At 71.3% G+C, this 20,386-nt stretch carries 18 protein-coding genes and 1 pseudogene; 7 read left to right on the top strand and 12 right to left on the bottom strand.

Annotation, left to right across the window (positions count from 1 at the left end; all coding sequences use genetic code 11):
* Positions 1-154: 154 nt before the first annotated feature.
* Both P3X83_RS15090 and P3X83_RS15095 read left to right on the top strand, forming a co-directional pair.
* Positions 155-244: pseudogene (locus P3X83_RS15090) on the top strand (sigma factor); the annotation flags it as partial.
* Positions 245-401: 157 nt separating this feature from the next.
* Entirely contained in the window at positions 402-785 is a 384-nt protein-coding gene (locus P3X83_RS15095) for a hypothetical protein (protein WP_277305914.1), read from the top strand.
* 181 nt (positions 786-966) lie between these two features.
* Here the strand turns inward: P3X83_RS15095 and P3X83_RS15100 are convergent, their stop codons facing one another.
* The 4 genes from P3X83_RS15100 to P3X83_RS15115 form a co-directional block, all read right to left on the bottom strand.
* Positions 967-1,821, bottom strand: a complete 855-nt coding sequence (locus tag P3X83_RS15100) for an alpha/beta hydrolase (RefSeq protein WP_277305678.1) — start codon at positions 1,819-1,821, stop codon at positions 967-969.
* A gap of 150 nt (positions 1,822-1,971) precedes the next feature.
* Positions 1,972-3,441 (bottom strand): phosphodiester glycosidase family protein, encoded by a 1,470-nt coding sequence (locus P3X83_RS15105; RefSeq protein ID WP_277305679.1) that lies wholly within the window; start codon positions 3,439-3,441, stop codon positions 1,972-1,974.
* Between the two features lie 145 nt (positions 3,442-3,586).
* Entirely contained in the window at positions 3,587-5,197 is a 1,611-nt protein-coding gene (locus tag P3X83_RS15110; protein WP_277305680.1) for a PucR family transcriptional regulator, read from the bottom strand.
* Between the two features lie 46 nt (positions 5,198-5,243).
* Positions 5,244-6,005: a TetR/AcrR family transcriptional regulator gene (locus tag P3X83_RS15115; protein ID WP_277305681.1), complete on the bottom strand. Its 762-nt coding sequence runs from the start codon at positions 6,003-6,005 to the stop codon at positions 5,244-5,246.
* Positions 6,006-6,076: 71 nt separating this feature from the next.
* Between P3X83_RS15115 and P3X83_RS15120 the strand changes: the two genes are divergently transcribed.
* Positions 6,077-7,612, top strand: a complete 1,536-nt coding sequence (locus P3X83_RS15120; protein ID WP_277305682.1) for an MFS transporter — start codon at positions 6,077-6,079, stop codon at positions 7,610-7,612.
* 25 nt (positions 7,613-7,637) lie between these two features.
* Here the strand turns inward: P3X83_RS15120 and P3X83_RS15125 are convergent, their stop codons facing one another.
* Entirely contained in the window at positions 7,638-8,393 is a 756-nt protein-coding gene (locus P3X83_RS15125; RefSeq protein WP_277305683.1) for an alternative oxidase, read from the bottom strand.
* A 281-nt stretch (positions 8,394-8,674) separates the two neighbouring features.
* On the opposite strand from P3X83_RS15125, the gene P3X83_RS15130 reads away from it, so the two are divergent.
* Together P3X83_RS15130 and P3X83_RS15135 are read left to right on the top strand one after the other, a co-directional pair.
* A complete protein-coding gene (locus tag P3X83_RS15130; RefSeq protein ID WP_346742714.1) occupies positions 8,675-9,034 on the top strand; it encodes an aminotransferase class III-fold pyridoxal phosphate-dependent enzyme in 360 nt (119 codons plus the stop codon).
* An 85-nt stretch (positions 9,035-9,119) separates the two neighbouring features.
* Positions 9,120-10,316, top strand: coding sequence for an extracellular solute-binding protein (locus P3X83_RS15135; RefSeq protein WP_277305684.1), 1,197 nt, complete (start codon positions 9,120-9,122; stop codon positions 10,314-10,316).
* Positions 10,317-10,431: 115 nt separating this feature from the next.
* Here P3X83_RS15135 and P3X83_RS15140 read toward each other — a convergent pair whose 3' ends face one another.
* Positions 10,432-10,677 (bottom strand): hypothetical protein, encoded by a 246-nt coding sequence (locus tag P3X83_RS15140; RefSeq protein ID WP_277305903.1) that lies wholly within the window; start codon positions 10,675-10,677, stop codon positions 10,432-10,434.
* A gap of 169 nt (positions 10,678-10,846) precedes the next feature.
* Positions 10,847-12,199 (bottom strand): 4-aminobutyrate--2-oxoglutarate transaminase, encoded by a 1,353-nt coding sequence (gene gabT / locus P3X83_RS15145; protein ID WP_277305685.1) that lies wholly within the window; start codon positions 12,197-12,199, stop codon positions 10,847-10,849.
* 107 nt (positions 12,200-12,306) lie between these two features.
* On the opposite strand from gabT, the gene P3X83_RS15150 reads away from it, so the two are divergent.
* Entirely contained in the window at positions 12,307-13,767 is a 1,461-nt protein-coding gene (locus tag P3X83_RS15150) for a PucR family transcriptional regulator (protein ID WP_277305686.1), read from the top strand.
* A 30-nt stretch (positions 13,768-13,797) separates the two neighbouring features.
* Here the strand turns inward: P3X83_RS15150 and P3X83_RS15155 are convergent, their stop codons facing one another.
* Complete coding sequence (locus P3X83_RS15155; RefSeq protein WP_277305687.1) at positions 13,798-14,427, bottom strand: TetR/AcrR family transcriptional regulator; 630 nt, start codon at positions 14,425-14,427, stop codon at positions 13,798-13,800.
* A 230-nt stretch (positions 14,428-14,657) separates the two neighbouring features.
* On the opposite strand from P3X83_RS15155, the gene P3X83_RS15160 reads away from it, so the two are divergent.
* A complete protein-coding gene (locus P3X83_RS15160) occupies positions 14,658-16,085 on the top strand; it encodes an aldehyde dehydrogenase family protein (protein WP_277305688.1) in 1,428 nt (475 codons plus the stop codon).
* Between the two features lie 32 nt (positions 16,086-16,117).
* Here P3X83_RS15160 and P3X83_RS15165 read toward each other — a convergent pair whose 3' ends face one another.
* From P3X83_RS15165 to P3X83_RS15180, 4 genes are all read right to left on the bottom strand, one after another.
* Positions 16,118-17,161 carry a trypsin-like peptidase domain-containing protein gene (locus P3X83_RS15165; RefSeq protein WP_277305689.1) on the bottom strand — a complete coding sequence of 348 codons (1,044 nt, stop codon included), beginning with the start codon at positions 17,159-17,161 and terminating at the stop codon, positions 16,118-16,120.
* Positions 17,162-17,210: 49 nt separating this feature from the next.
* Entirely contained in the window at positions 17,211-18,272 is a 1,062-nt protein-coding gene (locus P3X83_RS15170; protein ID WP_277305690.1) for a peptidase, read from the bottom strand.
* 208 nt (positions 18,273-18,480) lie between these two features.
* Entirely contained in the window at positions 18,481-19,161 is a 681-nt protein-coding gene (locus tag P3X83_RS15175; protein WP_277305691.1) for a response regulator transcription factor, read from the bottom strand.
* Positions 19,158-20,336, bottom strand: coding sequence for a histidine kinase (locus tag P3X83_RS15180; RefSeq protein ID WP_277305692.1), 1,179 nt, complete (start codon positions 20,334-20,336; stop codon positions 19,158-19,160). Before P3X83_RS15180 ends, P3X83_RS15175 begins: the two co-directional genes overlap by 4 nt.
* Positions 20,337-20,386 lie beyond the last annotated feature (50 nt).

Below are 20,386 nucleotides of genomic sequence, written 5' to 3' on the forward strand. Positions count from 1 at the left end.
GCCTGCGCCGATGGTACTGCACTGGGGACGGTGTGGGAGAGTAGGTCGCCGCCGCACGATCTTTGAATATGAAGGGGAGGGGTTCCCGCGCTTCGGCGCTGGGAGCCCCTCCCTTTTTTTGTTGGCCGCACGTCGTCACGTGCACTGCTACCGGATGCTCGGGTCGTTCGAGGATGCCGAGGACACCGTGCAGGAGACGTTCCTCCGCGCCTGGCGGCGGCGAGAGACCTTCGCGGGGCGGTCGACGTTCCTGGTCTGGCTGTACGGGATCGCCACCAACGCCTGCCTGGACCTGCTCGCCAAGTGCCGTCCGGAGCCCGCGACCGGCGGCGAGGTGCTGTGGCTGCGGCCGTACCCGGACCGGCTGCTCGACGAGCTTGCGCAGCTTTACCGACGCCAGCGTGGCCACGGACATCGACCGGCTCGCCGCGCTGCTGCGGGACGACGTCCGCGGCTCGATGCCGCCCACGCCGGGCTTGTTCGTCGGCCGCGACGCGGTGGTGAACGACTGGGTCGTTCACGGCTTCGCGGGCATGAAGGACCTGCGCGCCGTCCTCACCTCCATGAACCGGCAGCCCGCCGTCGCCTTCTACCACTGGCGGGCGCCGGAGGGCGCGTACGAGCCGCTGACCATCGCGGCACGGAGTAGTCGCGGTGCGGAACCCCGGCCGTCGTACGGCGAGGGTGCGCATCGTCACCCCCAAGGCAAGCGCCCTCTCTTGCCACTCAACACACCCCTGCGCCAGTCACCGAATGATGAAGGACGCCATGAACAGCAGCAATGACACCGGGGTCGTCGCAGGCCCGGCATCGGGCGGCACCAGCCGCACTCGCCGCCTCCCCGGGCTCGCCGGCAGGAGCCTCCGCAACCGGACCGATTGACGAGGCGGACGAGGACGCCGAGGGCGCTCCCGGTCGCGACGGCGCTACGCCGTCACGACCGGGAGCGCCACCTGCTGACGCGGGTCAGCCGGTGGTGGTGAGAAGCCAGGGGCGGATGATCGGCAGGACGGTTGCCGCCTGCATGGCCTTGGAGTGGTCTAGGCCGTCCAGGAGGCGGACCTCCCAGCCGAGTGCTTCCAGTTCGGTGCGGTGGCGGGCCAGTTCGCCGCCGATGCTGACGTGGACGCCGCCCCAGCGTTCGGAGTAGGCGATCTCGTCGGCCGAGCCGGCGAAGCACAGGCGTGGGCAGGTGATCTGGGCCTGCGCGGCTCGGTCGTCGAAGTCGCGCAGGCCCTCGTAGAGGGTGAGGAACTGCTGGGCCTGGTCCCGCGTCAGGGTGACGTCGGCGGAGTCCCAGTCGTACTCGCCGGTGTCGTCGCGTGCGGGCGCGGACGGGGTCGTGCTCTGGGCCGTGCCGCCCGACATGTCGTACGTCACCTGGGTGACCCGGAGCATCGGCGCGTACGGCCCGCCGAGCGGCGGGAATCCGCCCATGACCAGCCCGGACAGCCGGTCGGTCCGCATCGCCAGTTGCAGGCCGCTGAGCGCCAGCCACGAGTAGCCGTAGTAGGCGAACCGCTTGGCTCCCACCGCGTCGGCGACGGCGAGCAGGTCGGCGGCGATGTTGGCGGGCGTCAGCGTGTCCGGCTTGGGGTTCTCCAGCACGTGGTTCTCATAGCCGAAGGCGATCACCTGGAAGGCGTCGGCGAGTCCGTCGATGAAGCTGCGTCCCAGGGCGGGGTCGGTGCCCCAGGCGCGCATCTCCTCGGCGCGCGGGCCCTCGACGGGCCGGGGGTCGATGGGCAGGAGCAGGGCGGGTCCGGTTCCGTGGACCTCGATCGAGATGGTGCTTCCGTCGTGCAGGGTCGCTTCCGACATGGTCGTCCTCCGTCGATATCGATCTATTTATGGCATAAAGGAATGAGCCCTGAACGATACCTTATGCCATAAAGAGATGCTGAGTGGCATGAAGAAGCCCGCCCCCGGTCCGGGAGCGGGCTCGTTCTGCCTGGCGGTCGGCGAGGCCGGTCAGCGGGTGATGTAGAGGCCGTCGCCCACGGTGCGCTCGCGGCCGTCGGAGGGCCGGTTGACGACGCGGTGCCGGACGACCATCGCGGTGGAGCCGCCGCCGTCCAGGTTGATCGCGTTCTTGGCGCCCAGCCAGCGCATGAGCTGGGCCGCCTCCACCATCGACGCGCCCACGGTCTCGCCGGGCCTGCGGCCGTCCACGGTGGCCAGCACGAGGCCGCCCGAGCGGGTGACGCCCGCCATGGTGCGCGGGTGGCGGCGCAGGATCATGTTGACCGACGCGTGGCCGTTGGCCTTGGCGGTGATGTTGATGTTGCCGTTCCTGACCAGGCCGACGCTGCCGCCGATGATGTGGGTCTGCGGGGTGAGCGGGACCGCCTTGCCGGTGCGCAGGTCGATGACCTTGGTCTCCAGGCTGAGCTTCCACTCCGCCCAGGCGTGCTCGTTGATCCAGGCGGCCGAGTCTCCGCTGCCGTGCAGGACCCACGTGCCGCGCGGCACCGCGCCGCCCGCCTGGCGGACCTTGACCACGGTGCCGGTGGCGAGGTCCACGACCGCCTCGGAGCCGCCGTTGGCGGGGGTCTTCTGCCCGAACTCCTCGGTGTAGGCGACCAGCTCGCCGGCCCCCGCCGCCCGGTTGATGCCCTGGACCTCGTTGGCGCCGTCACTGCCGACCGCCGTGAGCTGGGTCTTCAGCTCGGTGATTCGCGCCGAGCGCCCGTTGAGGATCAGCGCACTACGGCCGGGCACGGCCTCGCTGAGCAGCTTGCCGCCCACCACGGAGACGCCCATCGGGTCGCCCTGGAGGTTCTTGGGGGTGTGGATGTTGAAGAAGCCGCCGTTGACCCCCGCGATCGCCTTGACCTGCTTGGACATCGCCGAGGTGGTCTCCCGCTTGGCCACGCTCTTGCCGACGCTCGCCACGTAGTTGCCACGGAAGGTCCTGCCGTTCACCATCAGCACGTTCATGTTCCACGGGCCGGTGGTGTCGAAGCCGTCGTCGCCGAGGTAGTCGGTCTTGGCGCGGACGCCGGCCTTCTTCAGCTTGGCCACCATCTTGTCGGCCTTGGCCCGCTGCTTGAACGGCCACACGCCGACGCGGACCGCGAAGTACTCCCGCTCCGGGTCGTCGGCCACGCCGGGGCGGATGAACCGCAGGACGCTGGGCGACTCCCCGGCCTCCTGGACCTCGATCGCCTTGGCGTCGGCGTCGGCCTGGGTGCCGTGGTCGCGGCCGTTCGGCATGAGGACGGTGACCGCCCAGCCCTCCGTGGCCTTGCCGTATCGGATCTTGAACAGGTCGATCCCCGGCGCGACGGCGGCGCGATCGCGGGCTGGGACCCCCTGGAGCCCGAGCGGGAATCTGCCCCCCGGGAAACTCGCGGACACGGGCGCCGCAGAGGCGGCCGGTACGGCGGCGACCACGAGAACGGTGGCGGCCGACAGGCCGACGATGAAACGACGCGTCATGATGTTGTCTCCGGCGCAAATTCACTGAGGGCGATGATCGTCGGTCAACCATGGTGCCGATCTCTGAGCCCGAAAGTCAGCGGAACACGCCAGAAACATCAAGATAGGTATGTCACACCACTGATAAGCAACCACATCGCCGTGCTCAGCGGGGTTCCCGCCGGAACGACTCCAATGCCAGCAGGGCCACGTGCAGTGACAGACAGGACTCGACGTCGTCGAGATCGATGTCCAGAACCCGCTCCAGACGGCGCAGCCGGTCGTAGAAGGCGGGCCTGGACAGATGCGCCCGCTGGGCGGCCACCGCCTTGTTGCGGCCCGCGTCGAGATAGACGCGCAGGATGCGGGTCAGGTCGCCGCCGCGATGGGCGTCGTGGGCGAGCAGGGCGGCGAGTTCCCGCTCGGCGAAGGTCTGCAGCCGGGCGTCGTCGCGCAGCAGGTGGAGCAGGCCGCGCAGGCGCAGGTCGGGCAGGCGGTAGAAGACACGCCCATCGGGCTGGCGGACGGCGACGTCGGCGACCTGTTCGGCCTCCAGGAAGCTGCGCCGCACGTCTTTGAGCGACTCGACCGTGGACCCGGCGGCCAGGACGAAGGTGGGGCTGAAGGCGGCGCGCAGGCGGTCGGCCATCGAGGTCAGCGCGCTCTCCGCCACCCCACGCGGGGGTAAGGGGAGCAGCACCGCCACCTTGTCCTCGTCGAGGGTGCCCACCAGGGCGGGCAGTTTGGCGTCGCGGCAGGCGGTGGCGGTGGCCTCTGCCAGCTCGCCGAGCTTGGCCTGGCCGTCCAGCGCGGTGCCGCCCGCCTCGGTGAGCCGCAGCACCAGGCTGATCAGCTTGCGGCCGGTGAGCGGCACCCCGACGGCGCGGGCGCGGGCGGCGGCCTCGTCGGGGTCGGCGTAGGCGTGGGTGAGGATGCCGGTGATGATCGAGCCGTGCGCGTGGCGCTCCAGGCTCTGCTGGTGGCGTTCCAGCAGGCGGCCGAGGGCGAGCGTGGTCGCGGCGCGCTCGGCGAGCACGATGTCACGCGGCCCAGGACGCTCCTCGCAGAACAGGATGAGCCGCCCCCAGTCTTGTCCGCGCGCGCCGACCGTGACCACGAGCCAGCCGGAGGTCGCGTCGTAGGCGGTGCGCGCGGCGGGCGCGACCGCCCGGGAACGGGTCTCCCAGCTCGCCAGCAGGGTGCCGGTGTCGCGGCCCGCGCTCTCGCAGGCGAGCACCTGGTGGGCCAGGTTCTCCAGCAGCACGGGACGGCCGGAGATGCGGGCGACCTGGCTGAGCACCTGGGCGGGGGAAGCCCCCTCCACCGACAGCTCGGTGAACACCTCGTGCAGGTGCTCGGACGCGCGCAGCTCCTCAAGCTGGATGTCGATGATCCGTGCGTGGACCGACTCGGTGATCTGCACGAACGGGGTCGCCCGCCCGAGGGTGATCAGCGGCAGGCCGTGTTCCTCGGCGGCTTTGACGACGTTTCGGGGGAGTTCGGTGAGAAACCGGCGGCCCAGCTCCACGATCAGGCCGGACGCGCCGACCTCCGCCAGCGTGGCGACGAAGTCGGCCAGCCGCTCGGGCTCCTCGGGCAGCGCGACGCCGGTGGTGAGCACGAGCTCACCACCGCGTAACAGCGGGGCGATGTCGGTGACCTCGCCCACGTGCACCCAGCGGACGCGGGTGTCCAGACGGTCCGCACCGGCCACGACCGTGGGGTTGCCACGGCGCACGGGCTCCAAGGCCAGGACGTCGGCGATGGTAGGGAGCACTTGATGACACTATCTGATCACGGTGTAAAACAGGCGCGCTCCCGGCTTACAGAGTGCGGGCCGTATTCGGCCGGGAACGGCGGGTCTCCAGGCCGTCCAGCACGCATGCGAGACCGTAGTCGAAGCGGCTCTCCAGCACGGTGGCGGAATCGGCGCAGAGCTCGCGCTCCTCCCACAGTTCGCGCAGCCGGGGATGGTCGGCCAGGCCCAGGGCGATGGCGGGCTCGTGCTCGGCCGTCCACTCCTCCTGGGTCATGCCGGAACCGGCCACGCCGTCGCGCCAGGCGGAGTCGGCCGAGGTCAGGCCCATCACGTAGGCGATCACCGTGGTGACCCCGAAGTCGACGTCGAGCCGGCGGAAGCCGGCGTCGTGGAAGATGACGCTCATCCGCTCGGCCACGCGCAGCGCGTTCGGCCCGAGGTTGGGCCGCCCGCCCAGCAGTTGGGTGGCCCAGGCGTGGCGCATCAGCGCGCGGCGCAGGCTGTGCGCGAACACGCTGGTGGCCTCGCGCCAGTCGAGCGAGGCGCTCTCGGGGACCGCGATCTCGCCGAACACCTCGTCCAGGGCCAGGTCGAGCAGTTCGGTCTTGTTGGCGACGTACCAGTAGATCGAGGTCGCGCCCATGCCCAGCTTGGCGCCCAGGCGGCGCATGCTGAGCGCCTCGCCGCCCTCGGCGTCGAGCAGCTCGATGGTGGCACGGACGATCTGCCGGCGGCTCGGCTGGTCTTTCCCGGGGGACCTGCTCTGCTGTGACTTCTCGGCCGCCTCCCTGGCCCAGATGGAGGTGTACTGCGGTTTCGCGGGCACCGGTCCCCCTTTCTGCTACGTCGAGTCTAAACGGGGTCGCACACTGTTCGAGATTATCGTACGCTGTGCGAGTGGAATCGAACACTGTACGAGACGGGGGCCGGCGCGACCCCAGACGCTGGTGGATCCTCGCGGTGCTCTGCCTGAGTCTGCTGGTCCTGGTGGTGGACAACACCGTCCTCAACCTCGCGATCCCCGCGCTGATGCGCGACCTCGGGGCGACCAATGGCGACATCCAATGGATCATCGACGCGTATGTCCTGGTCTTCGCCGGTCTCCTGCTGACCTCCGGCAGCCTGTCCGACCGATATGGCAGGCGCCGCTTCCTGATCATCGGCCTGGTGGTGTTCGGCGGCGCGTCCGCGCTCGCCACGCTCGCCGTGGAGCCCTGGCACCTCATCGCCGCTCGCGCGCTGATGGGCGTCGGCGGCTCGATCCTGATGCCGAGCACCCTGTCGATCCTGATCACCGTCTTCGACGAAGACGAGCGCCGCAAGGCCATCGCCGGGTGGAGCGCGGTCGCGATGCTCGGCGTCATCGCCGGGCCGACCCTCGGCGGGTTCCTGCTGGAGCACTACTGGTGGGGCTCGGTCTTCCTGATCAACGTGCCGGTCGCCGTGGTCGCGGTGATCGCCGCCGTGCTGCTGATGCCCGAGACGCGGGGCCCCGCCCGGCGGATCGACCCGCTCGGCGTGCTGCTGTCCACCAGCGGGATGGCCGCGCTGGTCTACGTGGTGATCTCCGGGCCGCACGCGGGCTGGACCACGCCCGGCTCGCTGGCCGCGATGGCCGTCGCGGTCCTGGCGCTGGGCGGGTTCGTGGTGTGGGAGACGCGGGCCGAGCATCCGATGCTGCCGCTCGAACTCTTCCGCGACCGCGACTTCAGCGGTTCGTCGTTCTCGATCGTGCTGATCTCGTTCGGCTCGGGCGCGCTGCTGCTCATGCTCACCCAGTACCTGCAGTTCGTGCTGGGCTACTCGCCGCTTGAGGCCGGGGTCGCTCTGGTGCCCTACGCGGTGGCGGGGGCGGTCTTCAACGCGGTCGGCGCGGGCCTCGGGCAGAAGGTGAGCAACCGGCTGCTGATCGTCACCGGGCTGACCGTGATGGGGGCCGGGTTCCTCGTGCTGTCCTTCGTCGGGCCGGTGGACGGCTACGGCACCATGATCACCGCATTGATCGTGATGGGCGTCGGCGGCGGCCTGGCCGGGCCGTCCGCCTACGCCACGCTCATGGGGGCGGTGCCGCCCGAGCGGGCCGGGGTGGGCTCCGCGCTGAACGACACCGTCCAGCAGGTGGGCATGGCGCTCAGCGTCGCGGTGCTGGGCAGCGTGCTCGCCGGGGTGTACGCCGGGGGCATGCCGCCGGACGCGCCCGAGGCGGCCCGCTCCTCCATCGCCGGGGCGCTCGCCCTCGCGGACCCGGCGCTGGCCGAGGCCGCGCGCGGGTCCTTCGTCTCGGCGTTGTCCTTCGGGTCGTGGGTGGGGACGGCGAGCTGCGTGGCCGCCGCGCTGGTGGCGGGGCTGGTGCTCCGCCGTACGATCCGGCCGACGGCGGAGCCGCCGGACCGGATCGGAGATCCGGAGCGGCCGACGCAGGCGCCTGTCTGAGCGGGCCGTCCCCCCGTTCGGGCTGTCACGCGCGGGACTGGTGGAACCGCGGGGCCGGCAGGTTGGCCAGGCTGTCCAGCTTGTGCACCCGCTCGTCGTGGCCGATCTGCCGCAGCAGGTCGGCCACCGAGGCGTAGTGCCCGTACTCGGCGGCGTAGGTGCCCGGGGCGGGCTGGAACTCCAGCTCGGGGTTCTCGGCCACGAAGTTCATGTACTCGTGCTCGGCGTGGTCCTCGAACTCCGCGTTGAGCCGGTAGCTCAGCTCCGGCTTGACCAGGAACAGCAGCCAGGACACGTGGTAGTAGAAGAAGCTGATCGCCCACGGCGCGGCCCGGTGCAGCAGCCAGTTCTGCCGGTGACCGCCCCGCTGCACCAGGTCCTGCATGATCAGCAGGTGGAACTGCTCGTTGTCCTGGTCCGAGCGGGCCTCGACGATCCGCCCGACCACCCGCTTGGCCAGTGTGGAGGTGCCGCGATGGCGATGCAGCGCCCAGTAGCCCATCCGCTCCCACGCCTGGTACGGCACGCGGGCGATGATCTCCAGCATCGCGAACTTGGTGTAGGAGCCGCGCTTGCCGTACATCAGGTCCACCGGCAGGAACATCATCTTGGCCAGCAGGCCGTACTTCATGCGGGGGGAGTCCAGCGTGCGGCGCTGGGCGGCGCGCAGTTCCTCGGGGCCGAGCTTGGGCGGGCCGTCGTGGACCTCGGGGCGCTGCTCGATGGTGACGGTCATGATGTCCTCTTTCGTGTCTCCGGCGTCATTCGCGGTCGTGCTCATCGACACTTCGATGGTGCTGGAGGCAGGCCCTCGCGGTCGTCGCCCGAGAGGATGCACCTTGGGTGCGTCCCGCGAAGTACTCCTAGGGGATTTCCCGTCCACCGTCAGGTGCAGGGGACATCCCCTAGGGGGGCGAGATACGGGTAAGCACATACAGCACATACAGCGCATAGTCGGTACATGTCTGACCTTCTCGCGCGCCATCGGGCGGTCATGCCGACCTGGATGGCACTGAACTCGCACACCCCATCGAGATCGCTCGCGGCAAGGGAAACCGGGTCGTGGACGCCGACGGCAACGGCTACCCGGACTTCTTCGCGGGCATCCTGACCAACATGATCGGCTACGACGTGCCCGAGGTCCGCGAGGCCGCCGCCCGTTCGCCGATCGTCGCCGACGTTCGTGGCCGCGGCCTGACTTTCGCCCTAGACCTGGCCGACCCCACCACCGGCGCCCCCGCCCCGGCTCTGGCCGCAGCCTTCATGGAGGAGTCCAAGAAGGTCGGCCTTCTCGCGGGCAAGGGCGGCCTGCACGGCAACGTGATCCGCATGGCCCCGCCCCTGCCCCTCACCGTGGAGGAGGCGGAGGAGGGCCTGGACATCATCATCACCGCCTTGGAACGCGTCAACGCGACCGCATAGGAAGGCGGCCCCCACAGGCAGGTGGCGTGGAAAGGGTGGGTGGGGCCGGTAGGCTCGCGCTCAATAGGCGGTGGGAGGGGCTCCGGTGAGACGTGGCAGGCGAATGGGGGCGTTCGTGTGCGCCGGGGGGCTGGCGTTGGGGGCCTGTACGGGGGCGGGGGCCGAGAGCGCGGCCCGGCCCGCGGTGGGTGTGACGGCGGTGGCGCCGACCCGGACCCCGACGCCTTCTCCGTCCCCCACGCCGTCGATCAGTGAGGGGGAGGGCATCCTCACCGTGCTCTCCCACAGGGGATACGCCGAGTGGGGCGGCAGCGACCCGAAGGTCAACTGGGTGGGGCCGTTCGAGAAGAAGACCGGCTGCCGGGTCACCAGGCTCGATCATGTGCGTAACGCCGAGGAACTGCACAAGGCGTACGACGCCGGGTCGTACGACGTGGTGGCGGCCTCGCCGGAGGCCGCGGGGCGGCTGATCGCCGAGGGGAAGGCGGGCGCGATCGACACCGCGCTGCTGCCCCGGTACGGCGACATGCCCAAGCGGCTGCGCACGCTGCCCGCCTACGACCGCGACGGCAAGGTCTACGGCGTGCCGTTCCTGTGGGAGGTCGCCCAGCTCGGTCATGACACCCGCGAGCCCCGGCCGCGTGGGCTGTCCGGGCTGTTCGGCGCGAAGACGTCCGCCGTCGAGGACGATCCGCTCAGCCTGGCGACGGCCGCGCTCGCCCTGAAGAAGGACGACCCCGACCTCGACATCGACGACCCGTTCCAGCTCACCCCCGCGCAGCTCGACCGGGCGACGGCGTTGCTGGCCGAGCGCGACGGCGATGGGCGGGAGTACTGGACCGACCCTCTCGACGTGGTCTCCGGCTTCGCCGCCGGGGCCGTCTCGGTGGCGCAGACCTCTCCCTACGTGCTCAGCCTGCTGCGCAGGGCGGGCCGTCCGGTGCGACCGGCCTCAGCCGACCCCGCGACCGGCCGGGCCGACGCGTGGATGCTGTCGGCCAACGCCCAGCATCCCGGGTGCGCCTACCGGTGGCTGGAGTGGATGAGCGGGGCGAGCGTGCAGCGCGACGCCGCCGCCTGGAACGGCAAGGCCCCTGCCAATCCCAAGGCGTGCACGGGCCGGGCCGGCCGGGTCTGCTCGGCGTACCGGGTCGGCGACGACGACTGGCTGGACAAGGTGGTGTTCGCGACGCGCCCGGCGCGCGACTGCGGCACGAAGGGCAAGTCCGGGTGCACCGACTACACCGAATGGGAAAGACGCTGGCGTGAACTGGTGGACTGAACCGCCTGGTCGAACGAGTGAACTAACCCATTTGTCGCATTTCCCGGGTTTCCCGGGTTTCTGGCAGGTCGCGATCCGCGAGATGCGGGCGGCCGGAAACCCGCATTACAGGCGTTCAGGAATACGCGGCGCGGCGGCGGCCGGGAAACGGGCACAGGCCCGTCGGCGGTGTGAGCGCCTCGGCGCAGTCGTCGCAGGCGAGCACGGCCGTGTCGTCCGGCAATCGGCCGACGCGCACGCGCGGCCTGGGCCACTTCTTGTGGCATACCACGCAGGCGTCGCCGTAGCGCTGAGCGGACGTCAGACCATCCGGGTCGAACGTCGTCACGATCCGTGCCGTCGCGGTCGGATCTCCGTCCATCACGCTCCCCGAAGTGATCGCCAGTGTCATACCGGAACCGTTATAACCCTGTCTCGCTCACTGATCGCCTAATCGGGCGTCAAGGTGCGGTTAAATCACCGGCGTCACGCTTGCCGTATGACAACAAAATAGGACACCCGGCATAAGCCGGATGCCCTATTTGCAGGAATTAGTCTTCGCCGAGTGCCTTCTCCAGGATGTTCAGCCCCTCTTCCAGCAACTCGTCCGGGATGACCAGCGGCGGAAGGAAACGGAGCACGTTGCCGTAGGTGCCCGCCGTCAGCGCGAGCAGGCCCTCGGCGTGGCAGCGAGCCAGGACCCGGCCCGTCGCCTCGGGGTCGGGCTCCTTGGTCCCCGGCTTGACCAGCTCGATCGCGATCATCGCGCCCCGGCCCCTGACGTCGCCGATCATCGGATGCTGCTCGGCCATCGCGCGCAGCCGGGGGAGCATCACCGACTCGATCCGGCGCGCCCGCCCGACCAGGTCGTCCTGCTCGATCGACTCCAGGACGGCCAGCGCCGCCTCACACGCCAGCGGGTTGCCGCCATAGGTGCCGCCCAGGCCCCCCACGTGCACCTTGTCCATCAGCTCGGCCCTGCCGGTCACCGCGGCCAGCGGCAGGCCGCCCGCGATGCCCTTGGCCGTGGTCACGATGTCCGGGACGACGCCCTCGCGCTCGCACGCGAACAGATCCCCCGTCCGGGCGAACCCGGTCTGCACCTCGTCGGCGATGAACACGATGCCGTTCGCCTTCGCGAACTCCGCCATCCTGGGCAGGAAGCCAGGGGCGGGCTCGATGAAGCCGCCCTCGCCCGCGATCGGCTCGATCAGCAGGGCGGCCACGTTCTCCGCCCCGATCTGCTTGTTGATCATGTCGATGGCCTGCGCGGCGGCCTCCTCCGCGCAGTTCTCCGGACCGGACGGCCAGCGGAACGGATACGCCAGCGGCACCCGGTAGACCTCCGGCGCGAACGGGCCGAACCTGTGCTTGTAGGGCAGGTTCTTGGCGGTCAGCGTCATGGTCAGCAGCGTGCGGCCGTGGTAGGCGTGGTCGAACACGACGACGGCCTGCCGTCCGGTCGCGTGCCGGGCGACCTTGATCGCGTTCTCCACCGCCTCGGCCCCGGTGTTCACCAGGAACGTGCGCTTCTCGTGGTCGCCGGGGGTCAGCCGGTTCAGGTTCTCGCAGACCTCGACGTACGACTCGTACGGCGTGACCATGAAACAGGTGTGCGTGAAGTCGCCGACCTGCTTGCGGACCCGCTCGGCCACCCGCGGGTTCGCGTTGCCGACGCCGGTCACGGCGATGCCGGAGCCGAAGTCGATCAGTGAGTTGCCGTCGGCGTCCACGACCACCCCGCCGCCCGCGTGGGTCACGAAGACGGGAAGGGTGGTGCCGATGCCGTCGGGTACGGCGGCCTGCTTGCGGGCCAGCAGTTCGCGGGATCGGGGACCGGGGATCTCGGTGACGACGCGGCGCTCCTGAGGCAGATCCGGGCCACCCTGCGTGACGGTGCTCATACCCGTGACGCTACGTGCGGGGCCCCGAAGAGCCGATGCTGCACTATGGCACACTGGTCAGAGCCGGGTTATCCAGAAAGTACAACCCGGCGCAGGGAGAACGTCACGTGGCACCGACACTTCGACGCCTCGTCGCGCGAGCGCCACTGCGCCTGCGCGTCCTGGTCGGCGCCGATCGCCTCGACCGGCCCGTCCGCTGGGTGGCGGTCAGCGAACTCGAAGATCCCACGCCCTTCCTCGAAGGCGGCGAACTGGTCCTGACGACCGGCATGCGGATCCGCCCGGATACCGCCGCCGCCTACGTCGCCAGGCTCGTCGAGCGCGAGGTCGCCGGGCTCGGGGTCGGCGTCGGGCTCACCCACGAGGCGATGCCCGACGAACTCGTCCAGGCGGCGGAACGCGCCGGGCTGCCGCTCATCGAGGTGCCCCGCGACACGGCGTTCGTCGCGATCGGCAAGACGGTCAGCGAACTGCTGGCGGCCGAGCAGTACGAGGAGCTGAGCCGCGCCTTCGCCGCCCAGGGACGCCTCACCCGCGCCGCGCTGCGGCCGGAGGGCATGCGCGAGGTGGTGCGCAGGCTGGCCGCCGAGATCGGCGGCTGGGCGGCGCTGCTCGACGACGGCGGAGCGGTCATCGCCAGCGCCGGAGCGGCGGCGGGCGACCACGTGCGCGGGGTGCGGCCGGAACTGGAGCGATTGCGCGGCAGGCACGCCAGTCTCACCATGTCCACGCCGGGGGAGCACATCATCGTGCAGGCCCTCGGCGGGGCGGGCAAACTGCGGGGATACTTCGCGGTCGGCACGGCGGGCGGCGATCGGGTGTTCTCACCGGTCGCGCACACGGTCGTGAACGTCGCCGGGTCGCTGCTCACGCTCGCGCTCGAACAGCGGGCCGAGCAGCCGGAGGCGGAGCGGCGCGTCCGGTCCGCGGTGCTGCGGCTGCTGCTGGCGGGGGAGGGGGCCGGCGCGCGGGCGGCGCTGTCGGCGCTGGGCGACTCGCTGCCGGAACCGCCGGTGGTGGCGCTCGCCACCCGGGGCGGCCTGGACGAGGTGCTGGACGCGGCGGCGGGCGCCTTCACGGCGGCTTTGCCCGACGACGGCGAGTGCGTGGTGCTCGCCCCGGCGGACGCGGTGGACGCCCTGATCCAGGCCGTCGGACGGCACGGCCCGGTCGGCGTCGGCGAACCGGTCGGGTTCGACCGGCTGACCGAAGGCGTCGATCAGGCCCGACGCGCCCTGGCCGCGGCCCACCGCGCCGCGGCTCCCGTCATGCGCTACACCGCCCTGCCGGGCCAGGGCCTCCTCGCCCTCCTCGACCCTGCGGCGGCCGGGGCCTTCGCCACCGCCCTGCTCGCGCCGATCCTCGAATACGGCACCCGCGCCGACCTGCTCGACTCCCTGCGCGCCTACCTGGAGGCCAACGGCCACTGGGACGCCGCCGCCCAACGCCTCGGCATCCACCGCCACACCCTCCGCTACCGCATGCGCAAGGTCGCCGAACTCCTCGACCGCGACATAGACGACCCCGCCACCCGAGCCGAACTCTGGGTCGCCTGCTCAGTGTTGTGATGGCGCTCGCTTCGCTCGCGAGGCGTCAGGTCAGGAGTCTTTGGGGACGAGAAAGCAGCAGACGGTGGCGGTGGTGACGGCGTCGTAGGTGCGGGAGTCGCGGAGGTGGCCGGCGCGTTCTAGGCTGATGGCGCCCTGGGCGGCGGCCCAGAGGGCGTCGGCGATCTTTCGCGGCTGGGTCGGGATGATGTAGCCGGCGGAGATGCAGTCGGCGATCACGCGGTCGATGATGTTGAGCGCGGCCCTGGCCAGGGTGCGGGCGCGTTCGCTGGGCTCGAAGCCGGGGATGGCCTTCTCGAACATCAGGCTGTAGTACGCCGGCTCGGACAGGCACGCCTCGCGGTACGCGGGCCCGAGGGCGGTCAGGTACTCCAACGGGTCCTTGCGCTGGGGGACGGCCTCCAGACGGCGTCGAAACCGTTCGAAGCCCTCCAGGTAAAGCGCCTCCGCGAGCCCTTCCTTGCTGCCGAACATGGTGTAGATCACCGTCGTCGAGCACCCGGCCTCGGTGGCGATGCGCCGCATCGACAGGCTGTCCGGCCCTTGGGTGAGCAGCAGTTCGCCGGCGACGTCGAGCAGCCGGGTGCGAAGCTCGTCATGGGAGGTGCGCTCACCGAGTAGGTAGGCGCCTTGCAGCCCACGAGGCGCCGACGAGGTCATGAGCTTCAGCCCTTTCGCTCCGGGGCCCCGCACGCGACCCGCCACACGTTGACTTAACCCCGGCCGCGCTGGTTCAAACCGTCCCGTGCGAAGTCATCCTGATTTAAGCCCTATTTCGTTACAGCCTCAAGGAAGTCCCTCGGCGCATTATCCGGAACGGTGTGGAAAGGGGTGCCGATTGTGCGCTCTGGAGTAAAGCGAGGACGCTGTACCTGTCATAGCGTCGAGGTATGGACGTGCGCCCCTTCTGGCTCGCCGGCCGTCCCGAGACGGGCGAGGCCGAGCTGACCGTGACCAATCCCCATGACGGCGAGGTCGTCGCCATCTGCTCCGTGCCGAGCGCGGAGCAGGTCGAGCAGGCCGTCGCCGCCGCGGAGGCCGTGCGGAAGGAGGCCGCCGCGCTGCCCGTGCACGTGCGGGCCGACGCGCTCGCCCACGTCGCGCGCCGGATCGCCGAGCGGGCCGACGAGATCGCCACCCTGATCAGCAGGGAGAACGGCAAGCCGGTGCTGTGGGCCAGGGGCGAGGTGAACCGCGCGATCTCCACGTTCCGGTTCGCCGCCGAGGAGACCCGCCGCTACAGCGGCCAGGTCCAGCGCCTGGACACCGACGCGGGCGGCGCCGGTCGCGTCGCCTACATCACCCGCGTGCCGCGCGGCCCCGTGCTGGCCATCACCCCGTTCAACTTCCCGCTCAACCTGGTCGCGCACAAGGTCGCCCCGGCCATCGCGGTGGGCACCCCCGTGATCGTCAAGCCCGCTCCGGCCACGCCCGTCTCCTCGCTCGTGCTCGGCGAGATCCTCGCCGAGACCGCGCTGCCGCAGGGCATGTTCTCGGTGCTGCCGGTGCCCAACGAGCGCGCGTCCACCCTGGTCGAGGACCCGCGCCTGCCGGTGGTGTCGTTCACCGGCTCGGGCCCGGTCGGCTACGCCCTGCTCGACCGGGTGCCGCGCAAGCACGTCACCCTGGAGCTGGGCGGCAACGCAGCCGCCGTCGTGCTGGCCGACGCCGACCTCGACTGGGCGGCCTCGCGGGTGGCGGTCTTCGCCAACTACCAGGCGGGGCAGAGCTGCATCGCGGTGCAGCGGGTGATCGTCGAGGACGGCGTGTACGACGACTTCGTGGCGCGGCTGCTGCCCGCCGTCGCCGCCCTGGTCACCGGCGACCCGGCCGACGAGAAGACGCAGGTCGGGCCGCTGGTCTCCGAGGAGGCCGCCGAGCGCGTGCAGCAGTGGGTGGACGAGGCCGTCGCCGCGGGCGGGCGCGTGCTCGCCGGGGGCACCCGCGAGGGCGCCACCGTGGCCCCGACGGTGCTCGCCGACGTGCCCGCCGACGCCAAGGCCTACCGCGAGGAGGTCTTCGGCCCGGTGATGGTCCTGCAACGGGTGGCCGACGTCGAGGCGGCGTTCGCCGCCGTCAACGACTCGGTGTACGGCCTGCAGGCGGGCGTCTTCACCCGCTCCCTCGACGTGGCCTTCCGGGCCAACCGGGAGCTGGAGGTCGGTGGCGTGATCATCGGCGACGTGCCGTCGTACCGCGCCGACCAGATGCCCTACGGCGGCGTCAAGCAGTCGGGCGTCGGGCGCGAGGGCCTGCGCTCGGCCATGGACGACTTCACCTACGAGAAGACGATGGTGCTCACCGGCCTGACCCTCTGACGGGCCCGCGTACGGCGGGGCGCCCGCGCCGGTCATGCCCGCTGCGCCCTGGCGTACAGCTCCTCGGCGGCCCGGCCGAAGTACGGGCCGTACATCACGGCCTGGTCGTCGGTGTACTTGAAGCTGCTCACCGAGGTCACCGTGCCCCGCCCGCTGCGCTCGTCGAAGCGGCTGAACCAGGGGCCGCCGCTGGAGCCCGCCGTCATGTCGCAGGGCAGGCCCTGGTCGTGGGTCTGGCCGTGCGGGTCGGCGCGCACCGGCCCGGCGCAGTAGACGAGCCGCTGCCCGTCGTACGGCGGGTCGGCGGGGAACCCGAACACGTGGGTGCGCTGGCCCCGCCCGCCGTTGAACGCGATCTCCTGCGCGCCCACCAGGTCGGCCACATGCCGGCCGCGCCTGGTGTTGAGGGCCACCATGCCGAGGTCGTGGCTGTCGTCGCCGCGCCGCGACCACGGCTCGGGCACGAACATCCGCCGGGCGGTGAACTCGCCGTAGGGGCGGTGGCCGTCCGAGTAGCCGGGCACGAAGGTCCAGTTGCGCGCCCACGCGCCGACGCCGTCCTTGACACAGTGGCCCGCCGTGACGACGAGGTCGCGGCTGGCGCTGCGGACCGTGCCCGCCGAGCAGACGAAGTCGGCTCCGGCGATGGTCAGGAATACCCGGCCGGTGGTGCGGGTGACCGAGCCCGCGAAGCCCCATGGGGACCCCTCGGTGACCAGGACGGCCCTCGCCCGCCCGGGGGCGGCGGCCCGTGCGGCGGATGTGGCCCGCGTGGGCGCCGGCCCGGCCGAGCCCGGCCCGGACACGGCGGCGAGGATCCCGGCCGCCCCTCCATCGCGCAGTGCGGTGATCACGTCGATGGGGATCGCCCTGGCCATCCGCCGGGGAGTCCAGTAGCGGAGCACGCGGCGCTGCTCGGCCGCGCCGCGCGCGGCGGCGTGTTCGGCGACGCCGGCACGGCCGGTGGGCCGTGGGTGCCGCGCGTTCTCCACTGGGGTGTCGTCCGGAGCGCCGCCGCCGCCCAGCAGGCCGGCGACGAGGGTGGCGATCGCGAGCAGGGGGAGGTTCGGGGTCATGAGCCGAGTGTGGACTACTGCGTGTGTCCTTGTCGCTACTTTAGGTGAATCACATGGTGTCGGTCCGCTGCGCGGCGTCGTAGAGGGCCTTGGCCTCCGAGCCGAAGTACGGGCCGAACATCCAGTTGGGCGCGAAGTTGTACTTGAAGCTGTTGACCGAGTTGAGGGTGCCGAGGCCGGTGGTCTCGTTGAAGCGGGTGAACCACGGGCCGCCGCTCGAACCGCCGGTCATGTCACAGGTCAGACCGTGGTCCTCGGACATGAGGTAGTCGTCGAAGGTCCGGCCGGAACAGTAGAACAGGCGCGACCCGTCGTAGGGGGCGGCCGCCGGGTAGCCGAAGGAGTGCATCTGCTGGCGGCGGGCCTGGTTGAAGGCGATGCCCTGGCCGCCGACCACGTCGGTGAGCGCCTTGCCGTCGAGCGGCGCGACCACGGCGGCGGCCACGTCGTGGTTCATGTCCTCGCCGGAGTTCCAGCGCGGGGTGGTCAGCAGGGTGGTGGCCACCCACGTGCCCAGCGGGCGCTCGCCCTTGTCGTATCCGGGGACGAACACCCAGTTGGTGTGGAACTCGCCGCCCATCTTCACGCAGTGCCCGGCGGTGATCACGACGCTCTTGTTCGCGCTGGTCACGGCGCTGCCGGAGCATGAGGCGTTGCGGCCCTGGTAGGTGAAGAAGACGCGTCCGGCGGTCTTGGCGACCGCGCCGCCGCGTGTCCACGGAGAGCCGGACGAGGCGCGGGCCGCCGCGGGCCGGGCGGGGCCGTCTGTGTCCGTGCCTGCGTCTGTGTCCGTATCGGCCTGGACCGACCTGCCGGTCGGCGCGATCGTGACCGGCCGTCCCGTGGGCTCGGTGGCCCGCGAGGAGCTCAGCCGCATGTCGGACGACTTGCGCGCGGGCAGGTCGAGCGGCTGTGCCGCCTCCATCTTGGCGGGGGTCCAGAACTTCGTGACGGCCCGCTGCTCGCTCTTGGTGTCGGCCGCCTCCTCCTTGATCGGCTTGGGCTGGACGGCGGGCCGCTGGTACTGCTCGCCGTGCGCGGCTCCCGCCTGAAGTAGGACGCCACTGGCGGCGAGGGCGAGGATGGGCACAAGACGTGCCGTGCGGTGCATGCATACCTCCCGATACCGGATTGCTGAGTTCGGAAGGTAGTAGGCGGCATATCCGCTTTTCTCAAGGTTTGCGGAGATGGATATGGGGGGATTCGGACATGCGTAACTCCATTACCGCCAGTCGCAATACCGCATTTATTTCATGCTGATATATCCGACTCACTGGAATTAGCCAGTCAAATATGCTGCCCGCCCGCACTCCGGCGGGTCAGTCGTCGTCGAGGAGCCCGGCGTCGTGGGCCAGCAGCGCGATCTGCACCCGGTTGTTGAGGTCGAGCTTGGCCAGGATGCTGGAGACGTGCGTCTTGATGGTCGGCACGCTCAGGAAGAGCAGGGCCGCGATGTCGGCGTTCGACCTGCCCTGCCCGACGGCGATGGCGACCTCCCGCTCACGGGAGTTGAGCAGGGCCATCCGCGAACGGGCCCCGGCGCGGCGGCGGTCGTGGTCGGACTCGGCCACCCGGGCGATCAGACGCCTGGTCACCGCCGACGAGAGCACGGGATGCCCCTGGGCCACCCGCAGCACCGAGGAGACGATCTCGTCCGGCGGGGTATCCTTCAGCAGGAAGCCCGCCGCCCCGGCGCGCAGCGCGCGCAGCACGTGGTCGTCGGCGTCGAACGTGGTGAGCACGATGATCTCCGGCGCCCTGGCGCGGGACCGCAGCGCCTCGGTGGCGGCCAGGCCGTCCATCACCGGCATCCTGATGTCCATCAGGACCACGTCGGGTGAGTGCCGGTCGGTCAGGGTGAGCGCCTCGCGGCCGTCGCCCGCCTCGGCGAGGACCCGCAGCCCCGGCGCGCCGCCGAGCATCATCGCCAGCCCGGCGCGCACCAGCGGATCGTCGTCGACGATGAGCACCCCGACGGGAGCGGCCTGCGAATCGGTCATGGCGGCCACGGTAGCCAGGCCGTGAGCCGCCAGCCACCTTCGGGGGTGGGGCCGTGTTCCAGCCGGCCGTCCACCAGCGCGACGCGCTCGGCCAGCCCGGCCAGACCCTGCCCGGCGGAGGGGCCGGGGGGCGCCGCCTTCGCGGGCGCCGAGTTGCGCACGTCCACGGTCAGGCCCCGGCCGGGCTCACCCGTGACGCCGATCTCGACATCGGCCCCGGGCGCGTGCTTCCTGGCGTTGGTCAGCGCCTCCTGGACGACCCGGTAGGCGGTACGGCCGGCGCGCTCGGGCGCCGGCCCCGGTAGTTCGCGTCGCAGCTTCACCCGCATCCCCGCGTGGCCGGACTCCTCGGCCAGCGGTTCCAGGTCGGCCAGGCCGAACTGCGGCAGCTCGCCAACCGGCGCGCGGAGCACCCCGATGACCTCGCGGAGGTCCTGCAACGCCCGGTGGGCGCTCTCCCTGATCACCTTCGCCGCGAGGGTGATGTCTTCGGCGGGGGCGTCGGGGCGGTACTCCAGGGCGCCCGCGTGCACGCTGAGCAGGGACAGCCGGTGCCCGAGCACGTCGTGGATCTCGCGGGCGATGGCCTGGCGGACCTCCTGCTGCGCCTGCTCGGCGCGCAGGCGGGCCTCGCTCTCCGCGTGCTCGGCGCGTTCCCGCAGCGACAGCACCAATCGGCGCCGGTGGTGCACGAACAGGCCCCACCCGGCGGCGGCGCTCTGCACGGCGAGCCCGAACAGCAGGACCAGCGCGGCCGGGATGTCGGCCTCGGGACGCAGCACGACGTAGATGACGGCGGCGGCGAAGGCCAGCGCGAGAAGCCGCCAGGTGACGCGCGGGGCCCGGTGCACCGCGACGGTGAACACCGCGACCAGCATCGCGCCCGCGACCGTCTCGGAGAACGCCGACAGCACGATCAGCACCACCGCCAGCCGCACGGGATGGCGGCGGCGCAGCCACACAGCCGCGCAGCCCAGCACCCCGGTCAGTTGGTCGATCTTGAACAGCCATGGCGGCTCGCCCATGGACGGCTCTTCCAGCCGCATCAGGCCGGTCACCAGGCCGAAGAGCACGGCGAACAGGAACAGGCAGAAGTCCACCGCCCAGTCGCGCCCGCTGCGCCGCACCCGCGTGGCGGCGGGGACCCCGGGGGCGGGCGGCGTCGTGTCGTTCATCCGACGCGAGCCTATGTCGCGGCAGGTGGTGCCGCACCCGCGCGGACGGC

This window comes from Spongiactinospora sp. TRM90649 (assembly GCF_029382225.1).
Taxonomy (GTDB): Bacteria; Actinomycetota; Actinomycetes; order Streptosporangiales; family Streptosporangiaceae; genus Spongiactinospora.

Excerpts from the sequence above, each read along its gene's own strand:
- P3X83_RS15100 (WP_277305678.1), bottom strand. The coding sequence starts at position 1,821 with ATGTCGGAAGCGACCCTGCACGACGGAAGCACCATCTCGATCGAGGTC.
- P3X83_RS15105 (WP_277305679.1), bottom strand. The coding sequence starts at position 3,441 with ATGACGCGTCGTTTCATCGTCGGCCTGTCGGCCGCCACCGTTCTCGTG.
- P3X83_RS15125 (WP_277305683.1), bottom strand. The coding sequence starts at position 8,393 with ATGAGCACGACCGCGAATGACGCCGGAGACACGAAAGAGGACATCATG.
- P3X83_RS15140 (WP_277305903.1), bottom strand. The coding sequence starts at position 10,677 with ATGGACGGAGATCCGACCGCGACGGCACGGATCGTGACGACGTTCGAC.
- gabT (WP_277305685.1), bottom strand. The coding sequence starts at position 12,199 with ATGAGCACCGTCACGCAGGGTGGCCCGGATCTGCCTCAGGAGCGCCGC.
- P3X83_RS15155 (WP_277305687.1), bottom strand. The coding sequence starts at position 14,427 with ATGACCTCGTCGGCGCCTCGTGGGCTGCAAGGCGCCTACCTACTCGGT.
- P3X83_RS15160 (WP_277305688.1), top strand. The coding sequence starts at position 14,658 with ATGGACGTGCGCCCCTTCTGGCTCGCCGGCCGTCCCGAGACGGGCGAG.
- P3X83_RS15165 (WP_277305689.1), bottom strand. The coding sequence starts at position 17,161 with ATGACCCCGAACCTCCCCCTGCTCGCGATCGCCACCCTCGTCGCCGGC.
- P3X83_RS15170 (WP_277305690.1), bottom strand. The coding sequence starts at position 18,272 with ATGCACCGCACGGCACGTCTTGTGCCCATCCTCGCCCTCGCCGCCAGT.
- P3X83_RS15175 (WP_277305691.1), bottom strand. The coding sequence starts at position 19,161 with ATGACCGATTCGCAGGCCGCTCCCGTCGGGGTGCTCATCGTCGACGAC.
- P3X83_RS15180 (WP_277305692.1), bottom strand. The coding sequence starts at position 20,336 with ATGAACGACACGACGCCGCCCGCCCCCGGGGTCCCCGCCGCCACGCGG.